This is a genomic window from Shewanella sp. HN-41 (assembly GCF_000217915.1).
Classification (GTDB): Bacteria; Pseudomonadota; Gammaproteobacteria; order Enterobacterales; family Shewanellaceae; genus Shewanella.
In genome coordinates this window covers 114,245-140,543 of record NZ_AFOZ01000041.1, presented here as the reverse complement: position 1 = coordinate 140,543, position 26,299 = coordinate 114,245, and the positions used below count along the sequence as shown (strand labels likewise).

Genomic DNA, 26,299 nt, shown 5'->3' with positions numbered 1-26,299 from the left:
GAACCTAGAACCTAGAACCTAGAACCTAATATGGACAATGGTTAATTTTCCCATGGCGAAACAGACTGGATTTACCTTAGTTGAGTTAGTGACGACCATTATCTTGATATCGATTTTGGCTGTGACTGTCTTGCCACGTCTGTTTACCCAATCATCCTATAGCGCCTATAGTTTGCGTAATGAATTTATCGCCGAACTGCGTCAAGTGCAGCAAAAGGCCCTCAATAATACCGATAGATGTTATCGCCTTGCCATATCGAGTTCAGGTTATCAGGCGAGTCACTTTGCAAGCCGTGATAACAGCGGTTGCACCGGGGCTGCGCTCTCACCAGATCCACTCTATGCTCAAGCATTCCAAGGCGGAGCGAGCCTTGCATTAGTGAGTAATGATGCTAGAGGTTTTAATATTGATTTTGATCCCCATGGCAGGCCTTTGTTAGGCTGTAATGGCAACTGTATTAACGTCATCGCCAATGAGACTGTGATCATCAATATCTCTAGCGAGGGTTACATTTATGCCAATTAGCGCCAGAGGTATTCGATTAAGCCCTGTTCACCCCCGGGGATTTACCCTGATTGAGTTAGTGGTGGGCATGTTAGTGATCGCCATTGCCATAGTGATGCTCAGCAGTATGCTATTTCCCCAGGCGGATCGTGCGGCGAAGACCTTACATAGGGTGCAAAGTGCTGAGCTGGCCCATTCGGTGATGAATGAAATCTGGGGTAAGCGCTACGATGAAAAGACTAATGCCAATGGGGGCGTACCCGCCTGCGATAGCCCATTAGGGATGGGTTGTTCTACGGTATTAGGCAGTGAATCTGGAGAAAGTCGCAACGATTATGACGATGTTGACGATTACCACGGTTTAAATGAAACCAAGGCTATGCTCAACTCAAGCCAAACCTATGCGCAGGCTTATCCTAACTATCGTTTAAGTGTCACTGTCGCCTATGGCACTGGGCCTAATACTAAACTCGTGACTATTAATGTGACAACACCCGATGGCGAAGTGATTACTTACAATATAGTGAGGAGTAATTACTAATGGGCTCCCAACCCGCTTTTTTACCCCATGCTAGACACTCCGCTCGAGGATTTACCTTGGTCGAGATGGTTACCGTTATCTTAATTTTGGGTATTTTAGTGGTGGGGGTGAGCAGTTTTATTATTTTTGGTACGCGAATTTTTGTCGAATCGAGCTCGGTTGACCAAGTGCTAAGCCAGAGCCGTTTTGCCGTCGAACGCATGACCCGTGAGCTGCGCAGCGCCTTGCCGAGCAGTGTGCGTATTAATAGCGATTCGTTAACCTACCAATGTATTGAATTTGTGCCTACCGAAGCCAGCACGACTTATTTAGCTATGCCCATTGCACCTAATGTCGCTGCAATCTCGGGGACTGTGATATTAGACGATGTGACCAGTAAGATCGCGGCCAACCAATATGTTTGGATTTACCCTTTGACCGATAGCGATGTCTATAACAGTGCCAGACAAAAACGGGCACAGATAAAAACCATTGCTACATCTGGGAATCAAGTCACTCTTATCTTTATGGCGTCAACTCGTTTTGCCGAGGCTTCACCGCGGCAGCGGATTTATTTTGGCTCGGCTCCCGTGAGTTATTGTTTTGAAAAGGCCGTCAGTAGTAATGATCTAGTGTTGCAGCGTTATACGGGTTATCAGTTTAATGGCAGTCAGCCTCGCCCTATCGATATGGGGACGGGGGTGTTGATGGCGCAAAATATGGCTAATAGCCTAGTCAATAACAGTGATTTGCCAATGGCATTAACGCCATCCACCTTAGTGAATAATGCCATGGTGCATTTGCAGCCTAGATTTACTGTTAATGGTGAAACCTTCCAATATCGACATCAAGTGCAGGTGATCAATGTCCCCTAACATTTTTAGCCCGCAGCGCCCAAGACCTCGTAGGGTGACCTTGCCCATGCACCAAGGCGGAAGCGCACTCATTATTGGCATTTTTGTTATCACAGTGATGTTTCTATTGGCGTCAGCCCTGATTAACATAGTCGAAGATGCGGATACTGGGTTGACTCAGGAAGTGTGGGGAACTCGGGGCATTAGCCGCGGCGAATAGCGGTGCCGATGCGGCGCTGGCGCAATTATTCCCGCTTAATGGTACCGTGGGCGTTTGTTCGGCAAATAGCACTTGGACGCCCCCCGCTGTGGTAGGTTTTCATGCCTGTAGCGTGACTTTACAATGTACGTTCTATTTTGTGGGTTCTGTCACCCAGTACCACATTAAGAGCCAAGCGGTGTGCGAGAGTGGAGATACCCGTGTTAGCCGTCAAGTAGAGGTAGAAGCCCGTGGCAATTAAGCATTTTTATCACGCCGTAATGGCTATCTTAATGTTGATATTTTCAACATCTTCAATGGCATTCGATCCTATAGATCAGAACGTGATTTTTGCCAAAGTTGCTCAAGGGCACCATGGTAATAACTCAAATGTGTGTCATCAAATTTCATATCCTCAGCTTCAGATAAATAACCTCGGCATAATCAATGGTACTGGCGGTGAAAGCTTAGATTATTGCTCGAGCAATGATGGCAGCGGACTTTCAAACAGTAGTTGTGATGATGGCTTTGGTGGCGTTCGTAAATGCACAATAGATTATTCGGATATCCGAGGTTTAAATTTAACTGGGAATAATGCGTTTTTATCTAGTAATGGTAACGGTGGTGGTGTGGGTTCTTGTAATACTGGAGAACAACTCACCCTTGGTGCGAATGGGCAAAATCAGTTTAGTAACATTGCACTTTATTCAGCTTGCTCTCTTACATTATCAGCCAGCCAAAATGAGTACCGATTTAACTCGATCGAACTTGGAAGTGGGGCAACACTCGTATTACCCGAAGGGGATTACTGGATTCGAAATTTTACGTTAAACCAGAATGCTAAAGTTGTTTTGCAGGGTAATGTCAGAATATTTACTCTGCAATCATTTGGATTAAATAGTGCGAAGTTTAATGAGGCTAATAGCGCTTCGGCATTAATTATTGCCTATGGCGATGTTAGTTTAACTGGGTCAACATTATTAAATGGGCGTGTTTACAGTGATAATAAAATCGCCGTTAATAATGATGCCATTATTAACGGACGTGTCACTAGTCGTTACTTAGAAATTAATACTAATGGCAAAATTAATGATGGTTTACCGCCGCTTCAATGTTTTAATGATAATTTCTCCCAGAGTGCTTTAAGTAATGATTGGGTTGTTTCCCGCAGTAGTGGCAGCTTCACTCCGGCCATTGTCAGCGGTCGTATGCGTTTAACGGAGGCGAAATCAGATCAATCCACCGCCTCGACCTATCAAAGATTATTCCCCGCCGCCAATAACTTAGTCGAGATCCAATTCAACCATTATGCCTATGGTGGCAGTGGTGCCGATGGTATCGCGCTGGTGTTATCAGACGCCGCCATTACACCTCAGCCAGGCGCCTTTGGTGGGCCTTTAGGTTATGGCTTTAAACCCGGTATTAGCGGTTTTGCTGGCGGTTGGTTGGGTGTCGGGATCGATGAGTTTGGTAACTTTTCCGGCGAAGGCGGTAGTTACAATATCGGTCAGCGTCGTCAGTCGGTTGCGGTGCGAGGTTCTGGTGCTGGCACCTCTGGATACCGCTATTTGCGGGGCACCTGTAATAACGGTACTAGCAATACCAGTGGCAACTGTTTATCTCCCACGGTCGATGGCAACAATGTCTCGCCTGCGCACCGATATAAAATCACCATAGACTCGCAGGTCTCGGGTCAGTCGATGGTGAAGATTGAGCGTAATACGGGGTCAGGATTTGTCACCTTAATTCCCGCCTTTAATGCCATCGCGCAAACTGGACAAGCGGCGATCCCGAGTGATTTCTTACTCTCACTTACTGGTTCGACTGGTGGCTCGAATAACAACCATGAGATTGATAATGTGCAGATTTGTGCACTTAAATCGAATCCTATCGGTGCCCAAATCGATCACTTCGAATTTGATCATACGGGGCAGGGATTAACCTGTAATCCAGAGACTGTGACCATAAGAGCCTGTGCCAATGCCAGTTGTAGCCAGCTCTTTACCGATCCTTTGACGGCGACCCTATTACCCGAATCCACCTCCGAAGGCATATGGATTGGCGGTAATCAAGTGAGCTTTAATAATGGCAGTACTCAGTTACAGCTAAGACGTAACACCCCAGGTATCGTGACCTTGGGCGTAAAAGGTTCTAGCCCGACAACCAAACCTTTAAGTAAAACCCTGTGCCGGATTGGGGCGGGCGCGTTAAGTGAAAATAATTGCTCACTCACCTTTGCCGATAGCGGTTTTATTTTCGATGTACCCGATAAACTGGCTAATAAACCCGTCGATGTGTTAGTCAAAGCGGTAAAAAAATCCGATGCAACCCAGCAATGTGTGCCGAGTTTTCAAAATCAGACTAAGACTTTAAATTTTTGGAGTGTTTATCAAACGCCAAGTACCCCGATCTCGCCTAAGGCCGTCACTATTAATAGTTCGGCGATCGGCACCTCGAGCACTGCGCCCACGGCATTAAACCTAGTGTTTGATGTCGAAGGGCAGTCCAGTATCTCAGTCAATTACCCCGATGCGGGCAAGTTGCAGTTAGAGGCTAAATACACTGGAACAGGGGATGAACAAGATTTAGTGATGACGGGCTCTGATCAATTTGTCAGTGTGCCGGCGGGATTATGCGTCAAACCCGTGGATGCCAGCGCCCTTTGTCCAAGTGCCAATATGAGCTGTAATGTCTATCGCAAGGCGGGGCAAGATTTTGGTATGACAGTGCAAGCTGTGGCTTGGCAGTCCGATAGTGATCCCGATTTTTGCAGCGGTAACCTGCCAACAACTAACTTTAGCGATACAACTATGACACTCACCAGTCAAGTGGTTGCGCCGGCCATAGCCAGTGGCGGGCACAATGGGGTGTTAGGGGTGAGATCCTATCATCACACTGCGCAAACGAATAATCTCAATAGCCTTAATAATCAGACTATGGGTGAGGTAGGGGTCTTCCAAATCGCGGCGCAGGCGACGCCGAACTATCTGGGCGCTGCAAGCAGTTTAAATATTCCCATTGCTTACTCTGCCAATTTAGGTCGTTTTGTGCCCGACAGGTTTTTAGTGGGTGATGTTTCTGTTATTTCTGCCTGTGGCAGCTTTAGCTATATGGATCAGCCGTTCCCTATGTCAATGACACTAAGTGCGCTCAATATCGGTGGGGATGTGACGCAAAACTATTTCCCACCATTTTCCCTAGCGACGGCAAAGTTGGTGGGTGAAAACAATAACAATGGTGTCGACTTACAGAGCCGCTTAAGTGCCTTGCCCGTCAATGCGGCGAGTTGGATCCAAGGTGTGGCGACGGTCGATGGTGCTTACCGGGCTTATTTAAACCGAGTGACTCCGAATGTGACGACGAATCTATATCAAGATGGCCCCTTCGAGTCGCTCGATATTGGGGTACAAGTGCTGGATAACGATCCGCGTCCCAATGGTATCTATGCCTATGTGGCCTCACCGGATATGGATGCGGCAACGGCAGGCAATTGCACTCTCTGTAATGCTAAGAACATCAGCACTCAAACTCTGCGTCATGGCCGCGCCACCATGGACAACACCTACGGCCCTGAGACCGAAACCCTGAAGATGCCGACTCGGACCGAATATTGGAATGGGGCGAATTGGGTATTAAATGGGGATGATAGCTGCACTGTCGCCACCTATGGTTTAGGTTCGCAGGTGGATAACGCTGGCCTTGGCTATCACTTTGACCCAGATTTAACCACAGGGCAGAGCATTAACCGTTCCGGTGCGACATCGGCATTTCAAATGGGCCAATTCGATTTGCTGTGGCGAGCACTAACCTCAAGTGGCAACTTATACCGCGGACAAGTGACGGCGCCATTAGATGTGCCCACATGGCTCGAATGGTATTGGAACTGGAATGACATAACACCAACGGCTTTATCCGATCCCCGTGCGAGTGCCTTTTTTGGCCGTTACCGAGGCCATGACAGAATCATCTACTGGCGGGAGGTCAATTAATTAGTTTTAGTAATCTATCCCACTAAATTTGTACATCGCTTTAGTGGTAAATTATAGCCTGGATGTTTTTTAGACACTCGAGGGCGGGTGAGTGGACACTGAGAATGCAAAAGGAATGTCTCGTTTATGTTGCGAGCTTGAGTGTCTTTCGGTTTTTGGTTGTTTTAAATTTAGCCAATAAAGCGTGTTTTCCGGTTAAATACTGTTTTTGAGGGGCGCATTTGAAAAAAAATCACTCCATTAGCGATTGTTAACCTCAACGGTCTTGTGGAATCAGGGTGGCATTGATAAAGTTAGCTGATTTTTCTTTTCTTCTGACTCCACAGAATACAGGCTAGTTACATGTTCAAGAAGCTGCGTGGCATTTTTTCTAATGATCTATCGATCGATTTGGGTACAGCTAACACATTAATTTATGTTCGTGACGAAGGCATAGTCCTCAATGAGCCTTCTGTTGTTGCTATACGTGGTGAGCGTAACAGCTCTGGTCAGAAATCTGTCGCCGCAGTCGGCACAGAAGCCAAACAAATGCTAGGGCGAACACCCGGCAATATTCAAGCTATTCGTCCAATGAAAGACGGTGTGATCGCTGACTTTTATGTGACGGAAAAAATGCTGCAGCACTTTATCAAGCAAGTGCATAACAACAGCTTTTTTCGCCCAAGCCCAAGGGTTTTAGTCTGTGTTCCCGTTGGCGCAACGCAAGTTGAACGCCGTGCCATTCGTGAGTCAGCCATGGGCGCAGGTGCCCGTGAAGTGTATTTGATTGAAGAACCAATGGCGGCGGCGATTGGTGCGGGTTTACCTGTCTCTGAAGCGACGGGTTCTATGGTGGTCGATATTGGTGGTGGTACGACTGAAGTCGCGATTATCTCCTTGAACGGTGTGGTATATTCATCCTCCGTGCGTATCGGTGGTGACAAGTTTGATGATGCCATTATCAATTATGTTCGCCGTAATTATGGCAGCTTAATTGGTGAAGCTACCGCTGAACGTATTAAGCACACAATTGGTACTGCTTACCCTGGCGATGAAGTATTAGAGATCGAAGTTCGCGGCCGTAACTTGGCCGAAGGAGTGCCTCGTAGCTTTACACTGAACAGCAACGAAATTTTAGAAGCGCTGCAAGAGCCATTATCGGGCATTGTGAGTGCGGTTATGGTGGCATTAGAGCAATCACCACCAGAATTAGCCTCTGATATCTCTGAGCGTGGCATGGTGTTAACCGGTGGTGGCGCTTTACTGCGTGACTTAGACCGTTTATTAATGCAAGAAACCGGAATTCCGGTCATGGTGGCGGACGATCCTCTGACTTGCGTAGCCCGCGGCGGTGGTAAAGCCCTCGAAATGATTGATATGCACGGCGGCGATCTGTTCTCCGAAGAAACCTAATCTAACTTCGGAATGGGGCGGTTAATCACCGCCTTAGCTTTCCTATGAAGCCTATTTTTGTTCGTGGTATTTCGAACCAATTCCGTTTAACACTGGCAATAATTTTGTCGGTGATTTTGCTCGTTGCTAATCACCGCCTCGATCCTGCCCGTGAATCCCTGTCATCAGCCTTAAGTCCCATTCAGTATCTCGCCAGTCTTCCCGGCGCTATGCTCGACTGGTCGTCTGAGAGTTTTGCGACCCGTAATATGTTGGCGCTGCAAAATAAAGAGCTGTTAAGACAACAGTTATTAATGAGTGAGCGCCTGCAGCGTTTCGAACACCTGCGTCAGGAGAACGAGCGTTTGCGCGCTTTACTTGGCTCGCCCGCATATCAAGACTCCCGCAAGATGGTGGCCGAGGTGATGGAAGTGGCCAGCGATCCTGCCCACCATTATGTGGTGCTCAATCACGGTTCTCGCAGTGGGGTGTTTGTCGGACAACCTGTTGTGGATGCCCAGGGCGTTGTCGGTCAAGTAGTGCAGGTCAGTGAGATGACCAGCCGCGTGCTCTTGCTATCCGATGTGTCCCATGGTTTACCCGTGCGTATTACCCGTAACGATGTGCGTTTAGTCGCCAATGGTGCGGGTGAGCTCGATGAGATTGAGTTGCGTCATGTGGCTAAGAGTACCGATATTCGCGTGGGCGATTTGTTAGTGACCTCGGGCCTAGGTAATCGCTTCCCAGAAGGTTATCCCGTCGCACGGGTGATCGAAGTGCAGACCGAGGATGGACAGAGTTATGCAAGGGTGACGGCCCAACCCTTAGCCGCCCTCGACCGCATTCGTTATTTATTGCTGATTTGGCCATCCCCCGACTCGGGTGTGACCTTACCGCATCAAATACCTGTGCCTGCGGCGGATAATCCGCCTGAAGAGGCTAAACCGGACCCCAATACGACCCATGGTGAGCCAAACAGCACTCAAGGCTCGGCGAACATGACGCAGGGCGCTGCAACAAATGTGAATGGTGCATCGGGCGCTGCCACCACTCAACCGCCAGCCGAGGTGCACTAATGAGTTTACAAGCTGCAAATGGCAGACTCGTGGTATGGCTGACCTTATTTGTCGGACTGTTAAGCCAAATTATGCCTTTGCCTACGATTGTCGAGGCTTGGCGTCCCGATTGGCTATTGATGATTTTGATTTATTGGTCAATTGCGCTGCCCCACCGATATAACATCCTGACTGCTTGGGTGCTAGGACTCGCATTGGATATTTTGCTTGGCGCGACCTTAGGTGTGCACTCCCTTGCGATGTCGCTGGTGATCTACATTGCGATTCTGCATTGTCAGCGGCTGCGAAACTTTCCTAAGTGGCAACAGTCGCTGGTGGTGATGGTGTTGATTTGTATTTATCACTTAGTCGTCTACTGGGTTGAGTTTGTGATGGATGGTGCCGTGTTTCACTCGGATCTCTTTTTACCCGCGATTTCTGGTTTAGTGATTTGGCCTTGGATTTTTGGATTTTACGTCGGGTTCGACGTCATTATAAGGTTCGTTAACGGTGAATTTAGTTTTAGCTTCAACTTCTCCCCGTCGTAAAGAGTTGCTGGTGAATATTGGTTTGGGACGCGCTGATTTTAGTTTTGTTCAGGTGGCTCCCGACATTGATGAGACTCCCCTCGAAGGTGAAGCGCCACGGGATTATGTGCAACGTCTTGCCGCCGAGAAAGCCCAGGCTGGACGTGCATTATGTCATGGTATGTCACAACCTGCTGTATTAGGTTCTGATACTATCGTAGTGCTTGAAAACGAGATCTTAGGTAAGCCTATCGATGAAGCCGATGCAAAACGTATACTCTGTGCATTGTCGGGTAAGACACATACTGTGATGACAGCTGTTGCCTTGGCCTGTGATGAACACACCCAGGTGCGCTTAGTCGAGACCCAAGTGCGTTTTTGCACACTAACCGATGCGGATATCGAGGCGTATGTCGCCTCGAAGGAACCCATGGATAAGGCGGGCAGCTATGGCATTCAGGGATTGGGGGGGTGTTTTGTCGAATCGATTGAAGGCAGTTACTCCTGCGTTGTAGGGTTACCTTTGGTCGAGACCCGCGAGTTGTTGGCGAGTGTCGGATTAGTGTAACTCTGAGCATTTCAGTTGCCTAAAAATGCGTATACCCAAACAGCCTGAAGATGCTGAAACTCGTATCTTCAGGTCGCTTGGGTATAATCGGTTTTCATGCTTAGAGAATGTACTGTTTCGATTAATTAATTTAATTTCCCGAATGGGGTGAGTCGTGAATACCAGTCGCTTAAATCCAAATAAAATACAGCGCAAGATGGGTTCAGAATTACTGATTAACGTAACCCCGTCCGAGGCACGCGTGGCGCTAGTCGAGCACGGCGTGTTGCAAGAAGTGCATATTGAACGCCGCATGAAGCGGGGGTTAGTTGGTAATATTTACAAAGGTAAAATCAGCCGAGTATTGCCCGGTATGCAAGCCGCCTTTGTGGATATAGGCTTAGATAAAGCTGCTTTTTTACATGCCTCCGATATAGTGCCGCATACCGAATGTGTCGCCGATGTGGAGAAAGGCCATTTCGTTGTTCGTGATATCGCCGAGCTAGTCCGTCAGGGGCAAGATATTATGGTGCAGGTGGTGAAAGATCCGCTGGGTACTAAAGGTGCTCGCCTGACGACGGATATCACCCTGCCTTCCCGTTACTTAGTCTTTATGCCCGGCTCTAGCCATGTGGGCGTTTCCCAGCGTATCGAACTTGAAGAAGAACGTAGTCGCCTCAAGAAGATCACTTTACCCTATGTGGATGAAGATGGTGGCTTTATTATTCGCACCGCCGCCGAAGGTGTTGGGGAAGATGAACTAGCACAGGATGCCGCCTTTTTACGCCGAGTCTGGTCTAAGGTGAGTGAGCGACGTCAGCGCCGTGGCGTGGCACTCTTATACCAAGATTTAGCGCTACCGGTGCGGATTGTGCGTGATTTTGTCGGCACAGAGCTTGATCGGATCCAGGTGGATTCGCGCCGCACCTTTGCTGAGTTGCAATCCTTTGCCCAAGAATTTATGCCGGAAATTGCCGAGAAAATTGAGCATTATTCGGGGCCTGCGCCTATTTTCGATCTCTACGATGTCGAGAATGAAATCCAACGTGCCCTTGGGCGCAAAGTTGAGCTGAAATCAGGCGGTTATCTGATTATCGATCAGACCGAAGCCATGACCACGGTCGATATCAATACCGGCGCCTTTGTGGGTCACCGCAATCTTGAAGAAACCATCTTTAACACTAACCTTGAGGCGACCCAAGCCATTGCGCGGCAATTGCGCCTGCGTAACCTTGGCGGCATTATCATTATCGATTTTATTGATATGCAGAGTGATGACCACAAGGCCCGTGTACTCAATAGTTTAAATAGTGCTTTAGCCAAGGATAGGGTGAAAACCAATGTGAGCGGTTTCTCAGGCTTAGGTCTAGTCGAAATGACCCGTAAGCGCACCCGAGAGAGCTTAGAGCACGTGGTGTGTGGCGAGTGTCCCGCCTGCCATGGCACAGGTAGCATGAAGACGGTTGAGACTGTCTCCTACGAAATATTCCGTGAAATTATTCGATTAAACCGTGCATACGATGCCGATGAGTTCTTACTCTATTGCTCGCCCGCCGTGTACCACAGCTTAAGCGGCGATGAGAGTCATTTAGTGGCTGAACTCGAGGTTTACATAGGTAAACGCATTCGTTTGCAGAATGAGCCCATGTATTCCCAGCATAAATACGATGTGGTGATGATGTAGTGGCAACCCTTTTTACCGCTAAAAAACTGAGCCGTTTCTGCTGGCAGCTGCTAGCGATATTCTTAGTTCTGTGTGCGCTCGCCGTTAGCCTGATCCGCGGATTATTGCCTCAGGTTGATGAGGTGCGGCAACGGCTTGTCGATTATGTAAAAAGTGAATATCAAATCGAGGTGCGAGTCGAGGAGTTGTCCGCCCAGTGGCAAGCCTTTGGGCCTGCGATCAGTATCGTCAATCTGATCATCCCGCCCCAGGACAAACTACCCGTCACTGTGATTGTCAAAAATGTTCAAATCAAGCTCGATTTTTGGCAATCCTTACTGGCGCGCAGTCCAAGGATTGAAGATGTGAATTTTGAAGGGGTGAATGTCGCCCTCGATATCGATAAATTAACCGATATCACGCCTACTAGCGCGCCGAGTGAAGCCGCCCAAACCGATTGGCTCTACAGGTTACTCCTAAAACAACTTGACCGTTTTTCCTTGACCAATACCTCAGTGCAGCTTTTGAGCCTGCATAATCAATATCGTCCTATCCACATTCGGCAGTTAAATTGGCGTAATAATGGCGAGCATCATCGCGGTGCGGGTGATATCTACCTCGATAATAACGCCTCCGACAATGAGTTGCTTGGCCTGCAATTGGATATCAAGGGTGACGGTGCGGCTCCTGACACGTTAAGCGGACAAATTTATCTTGCCGCCCAATCCTTAGATTTAGGTGAATGGGCATCCCGTCAGCAACATCCCTACGATCCGAGTCAAAAGTTGCCCTTAGAAGGGGTCGTGAACCTTAAGGCGTGGTTTAGTTTTGCCCATCGCAGTATCAACTCAGGTATGGTGCAGTTTGAACCTAGCTGGTTACAGTGGTCGATGGAGGATAAGCCACAGAAATTTGAGATCCAATCGGGCAGTATTGCCTGGCTACCTGAATCTAAAGGGTGGAAGCTTGTTAGCTCGGATCTGGATTTTATCACCAATGGCGTGCATTGGCCGGCGCTGACACTCGGTCTTAAACGACAAGACAAGGAGTTATTCGGCTATATTAATCGGCTTGATTTGCAGACTCTCTTTCCACTTATGCCTCTGGTCCCTGGTGTCGATTTGGCCGCGCTCCAGCAGTGGTATCATCTCTCACCAGAGGGCAGTGTCGGCCCGATCCGTTTATACCAAAATGAGCAACAACCTTTGCTCGCCAGCACGGAAATTAACCAACTACATTGGCTAAAACTGGGTGGGGTCCCCAATATCAGCCCATTGGACATTGACTTAGTCTGGCAGGATAAAACCTTAATCTTTTCATTGCAGGAGCAAGCCTACACTGTGGATTTTGGCGATCAATTTAAATCGCCTTTAAGCTTCAATGGTGGCCAACTAACCGGCCTATTTGATACCGAGCAGTTAAGCCTTAGCCTGCCTAAGGTGCAGTTTGAAAACCAAGATATAGGTATCGATGCGGCCTTGAAATTGGATTTTAGGGCGGCGATGTCGATGTCTCTGGCCGCCAATGTTGCGGTGAAAAACGCCGCCAATGCCGACAAGTATTTTCCCGTCAAGGCAATGGGTAGTGCCTTGGCCGAATATCTCGATGGTGCAATTAAGGCGGGGCAAAGCCAAAATGCGCAGGTGCTATGGCAGGGGGCGTTAGCTAATTTCCCCTTCAATGACAACTCGGGTGTATTTCAGGCCGCCTTTACCCTCACCGATGCCGAATATCTGTTTCAACCCGATTGGCCCGCCGTGACTGACTTGTCCCTCGATGCCCTTTTCGAAAATGCTCGAATGGATATTTGGGTCAATCAGGGCAAGTTAATGGATGTGGTCGCCGATGGTGCCCATGTGTTTATTCCCGAACTGGGCATACATTCACTATTGAAGATCCAGGCAGAACTCGCGACCCAAGGCCTTGCGGCGACTCAGGTATTACAGGCATCACCTCTGGCAGATTCCGTCGGTAACACCCTAAAGCTAGTGCAAGTTCAAGGCGCCGTGAGCGGAAATTTAGATATCAGTATTCCCCTCTATGAAGGTGAACATGAAGATATCCGCGGCCAAATTGGTTTTGACAATACCCCTGTCTATATTGCTGAGCCCGGTATTTCGCTTGCGGGTGTGACGGGAACGGTGCAATTTGCCAATGACAAGCTTGAGGGCAAAGGCATTAAGGCAAAACTCTTCGAGCAGCCCTTAGAACTCAGTTTTGATACTAAGCCCGTGGGTAAAGATTATGGCTTGAATGTGGAGATGAAAAGTCGCTGGGATCTTAATCGGTTACCCGCCGAGCTTCATAATCCATTGAGCGACTTCTACCAAGGTAAGCTCGCTTGGAATGGCACTCTAAATATGCTGTTTAATGACCAAGGTTATCAGATAGAGGCCAAGGTTGATTCGGACCTAGTAGGCACGTCTTTAACATTGCCGAGCGCTTTCGCTAAACCTACGGACGAGCCTAGGCCGCTCTTGGCCGAGTTTGTTGGCGACCAACAAAGCGCCACTCTTATGGTCAGGCTCGACAAACAGGCTGAGTTTGTCGGTGGTTTCGAGGCGGATACAGGCGCACGTTTTAGCTATTTTGATCTACTGCTCGGGCGGTTATTCGATGCAGATGAGGCCCGTATTGCCGAGCTTGGACATATCCAAATTGATATGACCAGTGGCAAATTAGCCAATTGGTTGCCCGTGATTAACGCCTTCGTTACTGAGGATGCTAAGCCCCCAAGTTCGGGGATCTTAGCCGACGAAGAAGTCCCTCGGCAGAATTTGTTCCCACCCGTTGTGGGGATAGATGCCAATATCGGCAAATTTGATTTACTGGGTCAAGGCCTGACAGGACTCATATTGCACGCTAAACCTAATGATACTGGCTGGCGCTTTAATGCCAGTGCCAGTGAGTTTGAAGGTTGGGTCGATTTTTACCCCAATTGGATGACCCAGGGGCTTAAGGTGGTGGCGAGTCGGTTTTACTTTTCTCCAGAGGTAAAAAAAGAGGTTGAGGCGGATTTTGGTGCGGACCAAGTCCTAACGAACTTACCGCCGGTGGCGGTGAATGTGGATGATTTTCACTTCTTCGATAAGCCCTTTGGCCAGTTAGTGTTGCAGGCTAGCCCACAGGCGTCGGGTTATCGGATCCAAACTTTATCCTTAAGCACCCCAGATGTGAACTTGCAGGGGACTGGCATCTGGCGGCAACAGGATGGGCATAACAACACCGAACTGAGCGTAGCGTTAAAGGCTACTCAGTTTAATTATCTAACTAATCAATTGGGTATAGACCTTGGTGTCAATGAGGCGCCACTTGAGGTTAAGGCCGATCTTTCTTGGCTGGGCGCACCCTATGCCTTCTCCCTCGAAACGTTAAATGGCAAAGTGAAATTTGAATTGGGGAAAGGCCATTTATCCCAGGTGAGTGATAAGGGCGCCCGGATTTTTTCCCTTTTCAGCTTAGATTCTTTGGTACGTAAGTTATCCCTCGATTTTAGTGATGTGTTTGGGCAGGGAATGTATTTCAACTCCTTTGGCGGCAATCTGCAAATTGACAATGGGGTAGTGAAAACCACAGATACTGAAATGGATGCTATCGCAGGCAATATGAAAGTGCGTGGCTATACGGATCTCACCACTGAAAGTTTAAATTACGATATTCGCTTTGTGCCGCAATTGGCATCCAGCGTGCCGACCGTCGTCTTGCTCAGTACCAGCGCTTGGACCTTGGGCTTAGGGGCGTTTGCGCTAACCAAAGTGCTTGAGCCTGTGATCGAGGTAATCTCCGAAATTCGCTTTAGGGTCACGGGAACTATGGCCGATCCCATTGTCGAGGAACTCGAGCGTAAGAGTAAAGAGATTGAAATTCCAGAGTCTATTCTACCTATGGTTGGTGCAGCCGGCGTTGCGGTACCCACCGAAGGTGACGATCTTAATACTCAACCGATAGCGCCTAAGGCGATTGAATCGAATGCGCCCGTATCGAATTCGGCTACAGCGGATGATGTTCGTGCCGAAGCAGAAGCCGATACGCAGCAAGTTGAGGGAGTGGCACCCGCAGCGATCGAGGGGGAAGTGCTCGAAGGAGGCAAAGAGGCCTCCCCCGAGTCAGTAGCAGGCGAGAAATCTACTGAACAAGGGGCTGTTAAGCCCCTGTTACCTCCACTACCTCAGGTTGAAACGCCTATGCTGGAGCCACCTAAGGTCGAGCCCACCGTTGAACCCATTAAGCAACTTCAGGGAGATAACCATGCACATCAGCCTGTTGCAATGTCAGAGCAGTCGCGACGTCAGCGCCAATCTGCTGTTTATCGAGTCGCAGCTTAAAGAGCTAGTACGGGATGCCGATGCGCCCCATTTAGTCGTGTTGCCCGAGTGCAGCCTGCTTTTTGGCGGCCATGAAAGTGCACAACTTGCCTATGCTGGAGAGATCGATCAAGGCCCGCTTAAATTGGCGCTAAGTGCATTGGCCGCTAACTACCAAGTATTTATGGTGGCGGGCACTATTCCGGCTCTTGCCGAAGATGGCCGCGTGTATAGCCGTTGTTATCTGTTTGATGATAAAGGTGATACCTTAGGGCGTTATGATAAATTGCACCTTTTTGATGTGGATGTGGCCGATGGTACCCAGCAGTACCGCGAGAGTGAAACTTTTTGCCCCGGCGATCATATTAGTGTTATCGACACTCCTTTTGGCAAAATTGGCCTGACTGTCTGTTATGATTTACGCTTTCCCGACCTCTTTAGGGCGATGCGCCTGGCGGGGGCTGAAATCATTACCGTTCCCTCGGCATTCACTAAAGTGACGGGTGAAGCCCATTGGCAGGTGTTATTGCAGGCGAGGGCCATCGAAACCCAATGTATTATTTTAGCCGCTGCCCAATGGGGAGCCCATAATGAAGGTAGCCGAGAAACCTGGGGACAGAGTATGGTCGTCGGTCCTTGGGGAAATATTATTGCCCAGCGCCAGGCGGGAACGGGGTGGGTCCATGCTGAGGTCGATTTAGCCGAGGTGCACAGTATTCGGCGTAAAATGCCCGTTATGCAGCATAATCGTTTTATCGCACCCTGTTTAAAATCCAGCACCGGAAAGCACAACGGATAGAAAGCAGTTTTATTATTGATTTTAAAAATAATTAGTACAGCCAATCGGCTTAGTTTTTATACTCAGAATAGTAAGATCCCTTGGGATCAGAGAGAGCATCGATGCCATTTTTAGCACAAGTAGAGCAGAGTTTATTGAAGGGTGGGTTAGCATTAGATGGCCTACAAACCTATTTAAACATCATACATCAGCACAAAATCGATTTTTCCGATCTCTATTTCCAAGGTAGCCGCCATGAATCATGGGTGTTGGAAGACGGCATCATCAAAGATGGCAGCTTCCATATTGAGCGCGGAGTGGGCGTGCGTGCCATCAGTGGTGAAAAAACCGGTTTTGCCTATGCCGACGATATCACTCCCGCCGCTCTGAGTGCGGCGGCCGAAGCAGCCCGTGGTATTGCAAGCCTTGGTGAGCAAACGCAGGTGCAAGCTTTTAAACGTCAAAAAGTATTAGCGTTATACGACAGCTTAGATCCCATAGCGGCCATGGAAGAAGTCAAAAAAATCAATCTGCTGAAAGAGGCCGATGCTTTTATTCGCAGTTTAGATAGCCGTATTATCCAAGTGGTTGTTAGCCTTGCGGGCGTGCACGAAGAAATTCTAGTGGCCGCGAGCGACGGTACGCTGGCGGCGGATATCCGCCCGCTAGTGCGGTTTAACTGTAGCGTGATCCTAGAGGAAAACGGTAAACGTGAGCGCGGTGGTGCCGGTGGCGGTGGTCGCCATGACTACGGCGTATTAATGGCCAGCGATGACACGGGTTTACCTATGTGCTTCGCCTTTGCCCGTGAAGCCGTACGTCAGGCACAGGTCAATCTGAATGCCATCGATGCGCCGGCGGGCGAGATGCCTGTGGTCCTAGGTAATGGTTGGCCGGGCGTATTGTTACACGAAGCTGTCGGACATGGTTTAGAAGGCGATTTTAACCGTAAGGGCAGCAGTGCTTTCAGCGGCATGATCGGCCAGCAGGTGGCCTCTAAGTTAGTGACTGTGGTGGATGATGGCACCTTAGCCAACCGTCGTGGCTCACTGAGCATCGACGATGAAGGAGTGCAAACCCAGAGAACCGTATTAATTGAAGACGGTATCTTAAAGGGCTATATGCAGGATAAGTTGAATGCGCGCCTGATGGGCGTTGCCCCCACGGGTAACGGTCGCCGTGAATCCTATGCGCATCTCCCTATGCCACGCATGACCAATACCTATATGACGGCGGGGCAGTCGGATCCGAGTGAGATCATTAAGTCGGTGAAGAAGGGCATTTACGCGCCTAACTTTGGCGGGGGCCAAGTAGATATTACCTCGGGCAAGTTTGTGTTCTCGGCATCAGAGGCCTATTTGATTGAAAATGGTGAAGTCACTCAAGCGATTAAGGGCGCAACCTTAATTGGTAACGGCCCCGAAGCCATGGGGCAGATTTCCATGGTGGGCAATGATATGGCGCTCGATAAAGGTGTCGGTGTGTGTGGTAAAGATGGCCAGAGTGTGCCCGTCGGTGTCGGTCAACCGACCCTAAAACTCGACAAGCTCACCGTGGGCGGCACGGCTTAACAGCTAGAATCTAGAACCTAGAACCTAGAGTATAAGTACATAAAGCTGGATCCCCGCGTTCGCGAGGATGACGGCTTAAGTGCTTCTTCGACTAGCGTTAAGCCACACTTAAGGAGTCGAGTTCTAGCTGCTGCCCGCTATGAATGTTATCATTCGCAAAGGAAATTAGAGTAACTACTCTAGAGGTGTTAATGAAACTATCACGTGTGGCTTGGCTATGTTTATTGCCACTGCCTTGTCTACAGCCTTTGGCTGCCTCGGCGCAGCCCATCAGCTTCACCGAGGCTTGGCAACAAGTGCTCAAGGTGAGCGACAAGTTGCAAGCGCAATCGCAGGAAGTGAACCGCGCTAAGGGAGAAGAAGCGGCGGGCGAGAGCTTGAATTTGCCCTCCTTAAGCCTAAATGGCAGCTATACCCACCTCGACAAACCTATCGAATTAGATTTAAGGGATCTCAATCCCTTAGCCTCCCTTGACCCTGCGACTTTGCCGCCAGCCCTTGGCGGCGTACTGGCGGGGATCCCGAGTTCAATGTTTGTCACGCCTTTTACCGAGCAGGATATCTTCCGTGCAAGCTTACAAGCCATGTGGCCTATCTATACTGGAGGCCAGATCACCGCCGCCCAAGGCATACATGCGGCTATGGTGGCCGAGAAACAGCAAGAGTTGCAGCTAACGACCCGTGACTTATTCACTCAGTTGGTGGACAGATACTACGCCGTTGACGTCACTAAGGCCCTAGTGAATACCCAAACCGAGCTTGTAGACTCCTTCACTAAACACCTTGACCATGCCCTCGCGTTAGAGCGTGAAGGGCAAATAGCTAAGGTGGAGCGGCTCAATGCTCAAGTCGCCTTAGACAGTGCCAAGGTCAATTTAGGCAGCGCTCGCCGACAACATGAGATGGCGGTGATCGCCCTATCGCGCATGTTGCAACAGAGCGCGACGGCCCTGCTGGAAACCCAGTCCTCATTATTCCTCTTGCCCCATGCGCCCTCTTTAGGGGACGTAACCCAAGTCACCCTTAGTCAGCATCCGGCGCTAAAGTTGTTAGAGGCGAAGGAAGCGCAGGCCAATGGCTTAGTTTCGCTAGAGCAGGGTAAATACCATCCGACAGTGTTCCTCTTTGGTAATTACACCCTGTACGAAGACGACAGTTTATTTTCTCAGATTGAACCGGATTGGATCGTCGGTGTCGGCGTGAAAGTGCCACTCCTGAGCCGTGACGGTCGCAGTGGCAAAGTGGAAGCGGCAAAGAGTGCGCTGCTGCAGGCCCGTTATACCAAGGCGCAAACGCGGCAAGACTTGAGCCTGTTAGTCGATCAAAGTTACCGCCAGCTATTACAGGCAGAGGAAGAAGTCACAGCGCTCGATACCTCGCTGGAGTTGGCAACTGAAAATCTACGCCTGAGGGACATCGCCTTTAATCAGGGGCTTTCAACCTCCATCGACAGAGTCGATGCCGAACTCAAATTGAGCGGGGTAAAAACCCAGCAACTAGCGGCCCGATATCGCTATGTGCAAGCCTACGCCAGATTAATGGCCATCAGTGGTCAATTAGATGAATTTATCGGTCGCACCGCCGATAGTCGCTTGATGCAGGAGACAAATAATGCGCGCTAACCGAATGCTTGCCCTTGTGGCGTTGGTGGCATTAGGCCTTATCTTAGCCTATGGCCTCAAGCTGGCTTACAGTCCGCAGCCGAGCCTGTTGCAGGGGCAAATTGAGGCCCGAGAATATAACGTGTCATCAAAAGTGCCGGGCCGGGTCGAACAGGTATTAGTTCGCCGCGGTGATAGTGTGACCGCAGGGGATTTGCTATTTGCGATCGAAAGCCCTGAGCTCGATGCTAAATTGATGCAGGCCGAAGGTGGCCGCGATGCCGCTAAGGCGATGCAGCTTGAAGCCAACAATGGTGCCCGCAGCCAAGAGGTGATGGCCGCCAAAGAGCAATGGCTCAAAGCACAAGCGGCGGCAACGCTGGCTAAAACCACCTATAACCGAGTTGAAAACCTGTTCAATGAAGGTGTGGCAGCAAGGCAAAAACGTGATGAAGCCTTCACCCAATGGCAGGCGGCAAAGTATACAGAGCAAGCGGCACTTGCCATGTACCAAATGGCGCAGGAAGGGGCTCGGGCCGAGACTAAAGCCGCAGCCGCTGGCAATGCTCGTATGGCCGAAGGCGCAGTCAAAGAGGTCAGCGCCATCATGGCCGATACACAAATGCGCGCGCCTAAGTCCGGTGAAATTAGCGACGTTTTATTGCAGTCGGGAGAACTGGCACCGAGCGGTTTTCCGGTGGTGAGCCTGATCGATATGCAGGATGCTTGGGCCGTGTTCCAAGTGCGTGAAGATCAGCTTAAACGCTTTAATAAAGGCGATAAAATTCAACTGAATATTCCTGCACTCGGGCTTGATGTGGCATTCACTGTATCCCATATCAGTGTGATGGGGGATTTTGCGACATGGCGCTCGACCGAGAGCGGCCATGATTTTGATATGCGAACCTTCGAGGTGGAGTTGCGCCCAAATGAGCCGATAGCGAACCTAAGGGTTGGCATGTCAGTGTTATTGCGTGGCGAGTAAAGGCTGTGACCGAACCTATGCCCCGAGCCAAGGCGGTGGACAATATGAAGGGCGAACCGCATAAGCTGAGCTTTATGGCGCGGCTGATCGCCTTGGTTCGCCGTGAGCTGCACGCCCTCTGGCGCGATCCTTGGCAGTTGGCGCTGATCAGTTATATCCCGCTGCTGAGCGTGCTATGCCTTTGGTGGCTGTTTAGCGCTGGGTTGCCTAGGCAACTGCCCGTGGCGATTGTCGATCAAGATCATAGCCAATTGAGCCGTATGCTGACCCGCCAGCTTAAGGCTAATCCGGTCACTGATCCGCAAAGCTTTACCGATCTATCCTCGGCTGTCACTGCGATGCAGCAGGCAAAGGTCTACGCCCTTGTAGTCTTTCCCTATGATATGAAAAAAGATTTGCTCACAGGCCACAAACCCACTATCGATGTGCGCTACAACAGCCAATTTTTGCTGGTGGGTAAATTACTCTCAAGCCAAATTCAGTTAGCCCTAGGTGAGGGGTTATTGCAGGTCGCGGGTTTAAAACAGCTAGCTAAGGGGATACCTAAGTCCCAAGTGGCGGTGAATTTAAGCCCAGTTAAAAGCCAAACCACGGCGTTATTTAATCGAAATAACAACTATATAGGCTTCTTAGTGCCCCCAGTGCTGATCGCGTTGTGGCAACTGTTATCTATGCTAGTCATGGCCAACAGTGTCAACCGAGAGCTGCACTTAGCTCAAGTGACACAGTTCGCTGGCATATCCAATCAATTAACCGAGCACTTTTGGCCTAAGGTACTGGCGAAAGTGATTTTGTTTACGCCGATATTAATGCTGCAGGGGGGATTCATTCTCACTTGGCTGTATTTGTATCTGGCGCTGCCGATGGCGGGCAGTCTAGCCCTGTTACTCTTAGCACAGTTAGTGATGTTGCTAGCAATATGGCTGTTAGTGCTCTTAGTGTTTGTATTGATGCGAGACAGTGCGCGAGTCATCAGTTTTTGCACCGCCTTATTTGCCCCCGCCTTTGCATTTATGGGGATCACTTTCCCCACCCATGAGATGCCCCAATTAGCCCAATGGTGGCGGCTGATTATGCCATCGAGCCACTATATTGAGTCCCATGTTAGTGTAGTGAGCTACGGCGCCACTTGGCCAACCGTGGCAGCTCAAATGAGCAGTTATTGGGGATTTATCTGCCTGTTGCCGTTGATTTACCTTTTGTCGCGTAAATTACTGCCTCTTACTGTGAGTGCTAATAGTGTGGCGACTGAATCTGACTCGGACGCAGCATTCGCTGTGAAGGGGCTATAGGATGAATTTTTGGCGACTGATCTTAACTGAGCTTAAAGCCATTATTAGCGATAAAGCGATAGCCGTGACCTTGTTTGGTGGCGTATTGTTTTATTCGGTGCTCTATCCCTTGCCCTATCTAAATCAAGTGCCGACCGAGCAACAGCTCATCGTCGTGGATTTAGACAATTCCTCCCTTAGCCGTCAGCTTATTCGTCATAGTGATGCCAGCGCAAAAATCCAAGTGATAGGGCAAGTAGGTTCGATAACCGAGGCAAAGCGATTGATTGATATGGGTAAAGCCCATGGATTATTAGTGATCCCAGAAGGATTTCGCCGCGACTTGCTGCTCGGTAAAGGGGTGACTTTAAGCTATGGCGGTGATGCCAGTTACTTCTTAATTTACTCCGCGGTTGCCGAAGGTTTGGTCAGTGCGGGGATGGATGCGGGTAAGCAAGTGCAGTTGATAGGCATGCTCGCCCAAGGACAAAACCCTAAGTTGGCACAGGAGAGCTTAAACTCGCTCCACCTTAATAGTGTGCCCGCCTTTAACCCTAGCCTAGGTTATACGCCCTATGTGGTGCCCGGCCTGTTTTTGTTGATCCTGCATCAAACCTTACTGATTGGTACTGGGATTTTAGGGGCGGGACAATGGCGCCATAGGGGGTATTGGCAGCAGGTATCACCGGTGCAATTGGTCTGTGGTCGAATTTTTGCCTTTATGTTGATTTATATCGTTTTTACCAGCTTTTATGTCGGCTATTGTTTTCACTGGTATAGGGTGAGTATTCAGGCCGAACTGGGGTTAGTCGCGCTGTGGTTATTGCCTTTTTTATTGGCTACCGCAGCGGCAGGGGTCGCCATGAGCACCCTGTTTACCCGCCGCGATTTACCGACCCAAGTATTATTGCTGATCTCTATGCCTATTCTATTTGTGTCTGGTTTCGTTTGGCCGATAGCACTGATCCCCGAACCGCTAGTCTTAGGCTCGCAGTTTATTCCCGCCATCCCTGCAATTATGGGCATGTTAGAACTTAATCAAATGGGTGCAAGTTGGGTGAGTGTGATGCCAAAATGGCTACAACTCTGGGGCTTATTTGTCGTCTTTGTTGGCTTAGCGATGTTGGGTATTAAGCGCAGGGCGAGGTTATTGAAAGCCACCTAACGTGAGCTTCTAATAATCAAAGTGTAAAGAGAGACTGGCGAACTGGCTTGTTTTGAATTGTAGGGCGTTTTAGAGGACAAACAGGGTATCGCTACGCAAGTTCGCCATAAACAGCGCGGTAGAGCCTCAGGGAAGCCTCCCTTGAGATCAACAACTAGCGTGTCTAATGTAATCCCTGTGGTGGAATATCTTTAAGATAGCCACCACAGGCTTGTCTGTTATCCCTGTCGCTACTGCTAGCGGTTACTCTAATAGCACATCGAATTTTAAGCGTGTTTCGACCCCGCTTGGAGTCTTCACTGTGAGCACGACTTGGCTGCTGGCGGCTCCGGTATTCTTAAGGGAAAACTCGGTCACACTCGTATTAGCATTAGTCGTCTTAGGTACAGTATAAGCGGTTGAGACTAACTCACCCTTATTCGCAGCAATATTCAGCGTTGTACTCGATGGTAAAATCTGGTCGGCACCGTCGTAGAGTTTGACCCTAAATACCGAGGTTTGGCCCGCGGGGATTGCCGTTAATGCATTAAGATTGTTGAGGATATTTTGTCCTTGGCGATCTTCATAGACTTTAACGTCATCCTGCCAGAGTGAGAAATAGGCATTCGAACCCGACATAACCATCACCACAGCCTTACGAACATAGGTCTTATTGGCTTGGCCAGTGCCGCAGAGCGTACCTTGGCATTGTGGGCCATTAAACTTCATATCGGCAGCTTTGTAGCTGCTGCTCGCGAGGTTATCGAAATAGCGTTCGCCACTATCATAGGCAAAGTTTTCATTGTCATCGCGAAAGGCGGTTGGCAGATCGCTAAAGCCTTGACTGTGGAAGGTTTCTACATCTAAACCATTACCACTACAAGCCACGGGTGTGCCGTTGAATAAGCAGGCCTTGGCAATGGCTCCGCCGTCGGTGCTATCAAATTGGTTGTTGCCGTTGGTATCGAAGAAGGTTTCATGGCCTAAGGCGTAGGCTAAGACTGTGATGCGATGGTCTTGCGGTCTAGGAGAGCTTGAGGTCCACGTCACGCTACAGGCGCCATTTTGGGTTAGGCAACTTGGCTCTATTTGGCCGCCCTCACTGGTGAAGTTCACTGTGGTGTCGTTGGGCGCTGGGTTACCAAAGCTATCGGACAGTCTAGCTGTTACTGTGACTTTCTCACCATCAATATTACCCGCTTCAGGGTTGGCATTACTGGTCGCCAAGCTAAATCCAAGCTGTTGCGGCAAGCCTGTGTTGACCGTTAACTGCTCAGATTGACTCGTGATCACTTCATTGGTATCGGCATCGATGGCACTTGCCACCACGCGCACGGGTGTGGGGACTGTGCCGGATAATACGCGTACACTGGCGATACCTTGGGAGTTGGTCAGGCTTTGCGCATTCGCGGTACCATTGGCAAAACTTAAACCGCCGACGACAGTATCTAAGGTAAAGCTGACCGCTTGCTGCGCCGCGGGTTGGCCGTTGGCGCTGGTGACTTTGAAGCTGACTAAAGAGGATTCGCTTGAACCTGTGCCGCCAGCACCTTTAATGCGTATTTGTGTGGGCTCGGCCGATTCAAAACTTAAGCTGGCAAGTGTTTGGCGTTGCAGGGTAAAGGGCAGACTGGCCGTTAAGGTTTGATTCCCTGCCACTGTCGTGGCAAGGATCTGATCGTTACGCTCGCTATTGCCGCTGCAACTGGTGTCTTGGAAGGTCGAACTGGCATTACCCGATAGCGTAGTGACTGGCGTATCGAGGGTCGCACTATTGTTAGTCGTGCAGTCAGAGCTAAAGCTAATCGAAGAAGGGGTTTGCACGCGCGTAATAGTGCCGTCATTGGCCTCTAAGACTAAACTTGCTGTCACCCCAAAGCTGCCGCCCGCGCTGATTTTGTATGCACCATTGGTATCGGCCGTTAAGGTGCTCGTCAATTTGCCTTCGGTAAAGACAGCACCATTGAATGAACCTAATTTCAGCGTCCCTTCTTGATTGACGGCATCTTTACTTAGCACTTCATACAGACTGCTGTTTTGCAGCGATTGCCCCTGATAATCCACGGTTACTGTTAGGGTATTTGCCCCTAAATCTGTGGCGCTCGGGGTATAAGTGACCTGGGCAATCCCTTGATTATTGGTGAGTGCGCTGGCGGGGTTGAGCACCGCTGAACCTGCGCTAAAAGTCACTTTTGCGTCGGCAATACCCTGACTCTCACTGTCGAGTAATATGGCTTGGAGTTGCACCGCCTCATCGACTTTAAAGCGAGTCACTAAGGCTGAACTATTTAAAATACTGGCGCTGAGTTTAAGGGGTTCAACCTGAGTGTTACTCCCTGAACCCATAAATTCGTAATTGCGGCTTGCCGTTATCGCCTCTGCATCACTCGGTGTATAACTGGCGGTCACAGTACCAGCTTCTTCCGTTAGGGCCGGATTTGACACTATGACTTCGGCAATCCCATCGGCATTGGTGAGTTTAGTGGCTGGGGTCACTGTCCCTGTGGTGGAGCTGAAGCTCACAAGCTGCCCACTGAGTTTGCTCGAGCCTTTTTTTAGGGTGGCGACGGCACAAAAACTCGCATCGGTAGTAAAACTGAGAATAGTTGTCGTATCGGCACACTTGCCATTGATGACCGTTTTATAGCCCAAGGTTAAACTGTAGCTGTCGGTTGTACCGTCAGTATCAGTGCCATCGGCGGCGCCATTACAACCACTGAGCGCGATCGCGCCCAGTAATGCCCAAGAAAATACCGCTAACGTTTTGCTAAGTCGCATAAGCAACATCCTTGTGAGGCAGGAGTTAATTAGTCTTGGATTTCGCTGCGTAGATATTTAAACAGCTCTTTTGAAGATTTTGAATCGGTGCCTTTGGCCAGTTCTTTGGTCGCTTGGCGCACCAAAGTTCGCAGCTTTTGTCGATCCAATTGTGGATAATGTTCCACTAAGGTTTGGATTTCGGCATCACCCTGGGTTAACAAACGTTCACGCATTTTCTCAAACATCTGCAGTTTTGCGGTTTCGTTGTTGTTTTTGTTGAGCACAATCGCCAGTGCGGCCTTGATAGGTTCAACATCAAAATTACGCATCAATTTGCCGATATACTGCATATGGCGACGGTACGCCTCAGTATTGACCTTGATTTTGCGCGTTTGCAGGATAGCATCATACAAAAACTCATCCAGCTCGATTTTATCTAGCTGAGTCTTGCTCAGTGAAACCAGTTCCATACCAATTTTTTGAACAGCCTCACTATCACGCTTGTCCGACGTTTTGCTACTGACATAATCTTCATCAATGTCGTAGGGCTGTTTAAAATGCTCTGAATCACCAACAATCTTCATATAGATAAAACCTCAAGTAAAAAACCTACTAATAATAACATCTCCAACCAAAAATCACCTAGGCGAATGTG

At 49.4% G+C, this 26,299-nt stretch carries 17 protein-coding genes and 2 pseudogenes; 17 read left to right on the top strand and 2 right to left on the bottom strand.

Annotated elements, in window-relative coordinates; genetic code table 11:
- Nucleotides 1-37 precede the first annotated feature (37 nt).
- The 17 genes and pseudogenes from SOHN41_RS16135 (at nt 38) to SOHN41_RS16055 (ending at nt 22,905) form a co-directional block, all read left to right on the top strand.
- Nucleotides 38-526, top strand: a complete 489-nt coding sequence (locus SOHN41_RS16135) for a type II secretion system protein (protein WP_037459391.1) — start codon at nt 38-40, stop codon at nt 524-526.
- Nucleotides 516-1,046 (top strand): type II secretion system protein, encoded by a 531-nt coding sequence (locus tag SOHN41_RS16130; RefSeq protein ID WP_007651026.1) that lies wholly within the window; start codon nt 516-518, stop codon nt 1,044-1,046. Before SOHN41_RS16135 ends, SOHN41_RS16130 begins: the two co-directional genes overlap by 11 nt.
- On the top strand, nt 1,046-1,900 hold the full coding sequence (locus SOHN41_RS16125; protein WP_007651021.1) for a PilW family protein: 855 nt from the start codon (nt 1,046-1,048) through the stop codon (nt 1,898-1,900). The genes SOHN41_RS16130 and SOHN41_RS16125 overlap by 1 nt, the downstream gene beginning before the upstream one ends.
- Nucleotides 1,890-2,340 (top strand): annotated as a pseudogene (locus SOHN41_RS16120) (MSHA biogenesis protein MshP). The gene SOHN41_RS16125 and the pseudogene SOHN41_RS16120 overlap by 11 nt, the downstream one beginning before the upstream one ends.
- Nucleotides 2,330-6,067, top strand: a complete 3,738-nt coding sequence (locus SOHN41_RS16115; protein WP_007651017.1) for a DUF6701 domain-containing protein — start codon at nt 2,330-2,332, stop codon at nt 6,065-6,067. Before SOHN41_RS16120 ends, SOHN41_RS16115 begins: the two are co-directional and overlap by 11 nt.
- Nucleotides 6,068-6,409: 342 nt before the next feature.
- Nucleotides 6,410-7,459, top strand: a complete 1,050-nt coding sequence (locus tag SOHN41_RS16110; RefSeq protein WP_007651015.1) for a rod shape-determining protein — start codon at nt 6,410-6,412, stop codon at nt 7,457-7,459.
- 44 nt (nt 7,460-7,503) lie between these two features.
- A complete protein-coding gene (gene mreC, locus SOHN41_RS16105) occupies nt 7,504-8,514 on the top strand; it encodes a rod shape-determining protein MreC (RefSeq protein WP_007651012.1) in 1,011 nt (336 codons plus the stop codon).
- A pseudogene (gene mreD, locus SOHN41_RS16100) lies at nt 8,514-9,001 on the top strand (rod shape-determining protein MreD). Before mreC ends, mreD begins: the two are co-directional and overlap by 1 nt.
- Before the next feature lie 2 nt (nt 9,002-9,003).
- Nucleotides 9,004-9,588: a Maf family protein gene (locus SOHN41_RS16095; protein WP_007651010.1), complete on the top strand. Its 585-nt coding sequence runs from the start codon at nt 9,004-9,006 to the stop codon at nt 9,586-9,588.
- Between the two features lie 196 nt (nt 9,589-9,784).
- Nucleotides 9,785-11,251, top strand: coding sequence for a ribonuclease G (gene rng / locus SOHN41_RS16090; protein ID WP_050801850.1), 1,467 nt, complete (start codon nt 9,785-9,787; stop codon nt 11,249-11,251).
- A complete protein-coding gene (locus SOHN41_RS16085) occupies nt 11,251-15,555 on the top strand; it encodes a YhdP family protein (protein WP_007651008.1) in 4,305 nt (1,434 codons plus the stop codon). The genes rng and SOHN41_RS16085 overlap by 1 nt, the downstream gene beginning before the upstream one ends.
- On the top strand, nt 15,479-16,333 hold the full coding sequence (locus tag SOHN41_RS16080; RefSeq protein WP_037459390.1) for a carbon-nitrogen hydrolase family protein: 855 nt from the start codon (nt 15,479-15,481) through the stop codon (nt 16,331-16,333). Before SOHN41_RS16085 ends, SOHN41_RS16080 begins: the two co-directional genes overlap by 77 nt.
- A gap of 101 nt (nt 16,334-16,434) precedes the next feature.
- Nucleotides 16,435-17,883, top strand: a complete 1,449-nt coding sequence (gene tldD, locus SOHN41_RS16075) for a metalloprotease TldD (protein ID WP_007651005.1) — start codon at nt 16,435-16,437, stop codon at nt 17,881-17,883.
- A 191-nt stretch (nt 17,884-18,074) separates the two neighbouring features.
- Complete coding sequence (locus SOHN41_RS16070; RefSeq protein ID WP_007651004.1) at nt 18,075-19,505, top strand: TolC family protein; 1,431 nt, start codon at nt 18,075-18,077, stop codon at nt 19,503-19,505.
- A complete protein-coding gene (locus SOHN41_RS16065) occupies nt 19,495-20,469 on the top strand; it encodes an HlyD family secretion protein (protein ID WP_007651003.1) in 975 nt (324 codons plus the stop codon). The genes SOHN41_RS16070 and SOHN41_RS16065 overlap by 11 nt, the downstream gene beginning before the upstream one ends.
- A 74-nt stretch (nt 20,470-20,543) precedes the next feature.
- On the top strand, nt 20,544-21,761 hold the full coding sequence (locus tag SOHN41_RS16060; RefSeq protein WP_037459396.1) for an ABC transporter permease: 1,218 nt from the start codon (nt 20,544-20,546) through the stop codon (nt 21,759-21,761).
- A 1-nt stretch (nt 21,762) separates the two neighbouring features.
- Nucleotides 21,763-22,905, top strand: a complete 1,143-nt coding sequence (locus SOHN41_RS16055; protein WP_007651001.1) for an ABC transporter permease — start codon at nt 21,763-21,765, stop codon at nt 22,903-22,905.
- A gap of 243 nt (nt 22,906-23,148) precedes the next feature.
- Here SOHN41_RS16055 and SOHN41_RS16050 read toward each other — a convergent pair whose 3' ends face one another.
- Together SOHN41_RS16050 and yjgA are read right to left on the bottom strand one after the other, a co-directional pair.
- Nucleotides 23,149-25,662: an Ig-like domain-containing protein gene (locus SOHN41_RS16050; RefSeq protein WP_007651000.1), complete on the bottom strand. Its 2,514-nt coding sequence runs from the start codon at nt 25,660-25,662 to the stop codon at nt 23,149-23,151.
- Nucleotides 25,663-25,691: 29 nt separating this feature from the next.
- Entirely contained in the window at nt 25,692-26,228 is a 537-nt protein-coding gene (yjgA, locus tag SOHN41_RS16045) for a ribosome biogenesis factor YjgA (protein WP_007650999.1), read from the bottom strand.
- Nucleotides 26,229-26,299 lie beyond the last annotated feature (71 nt).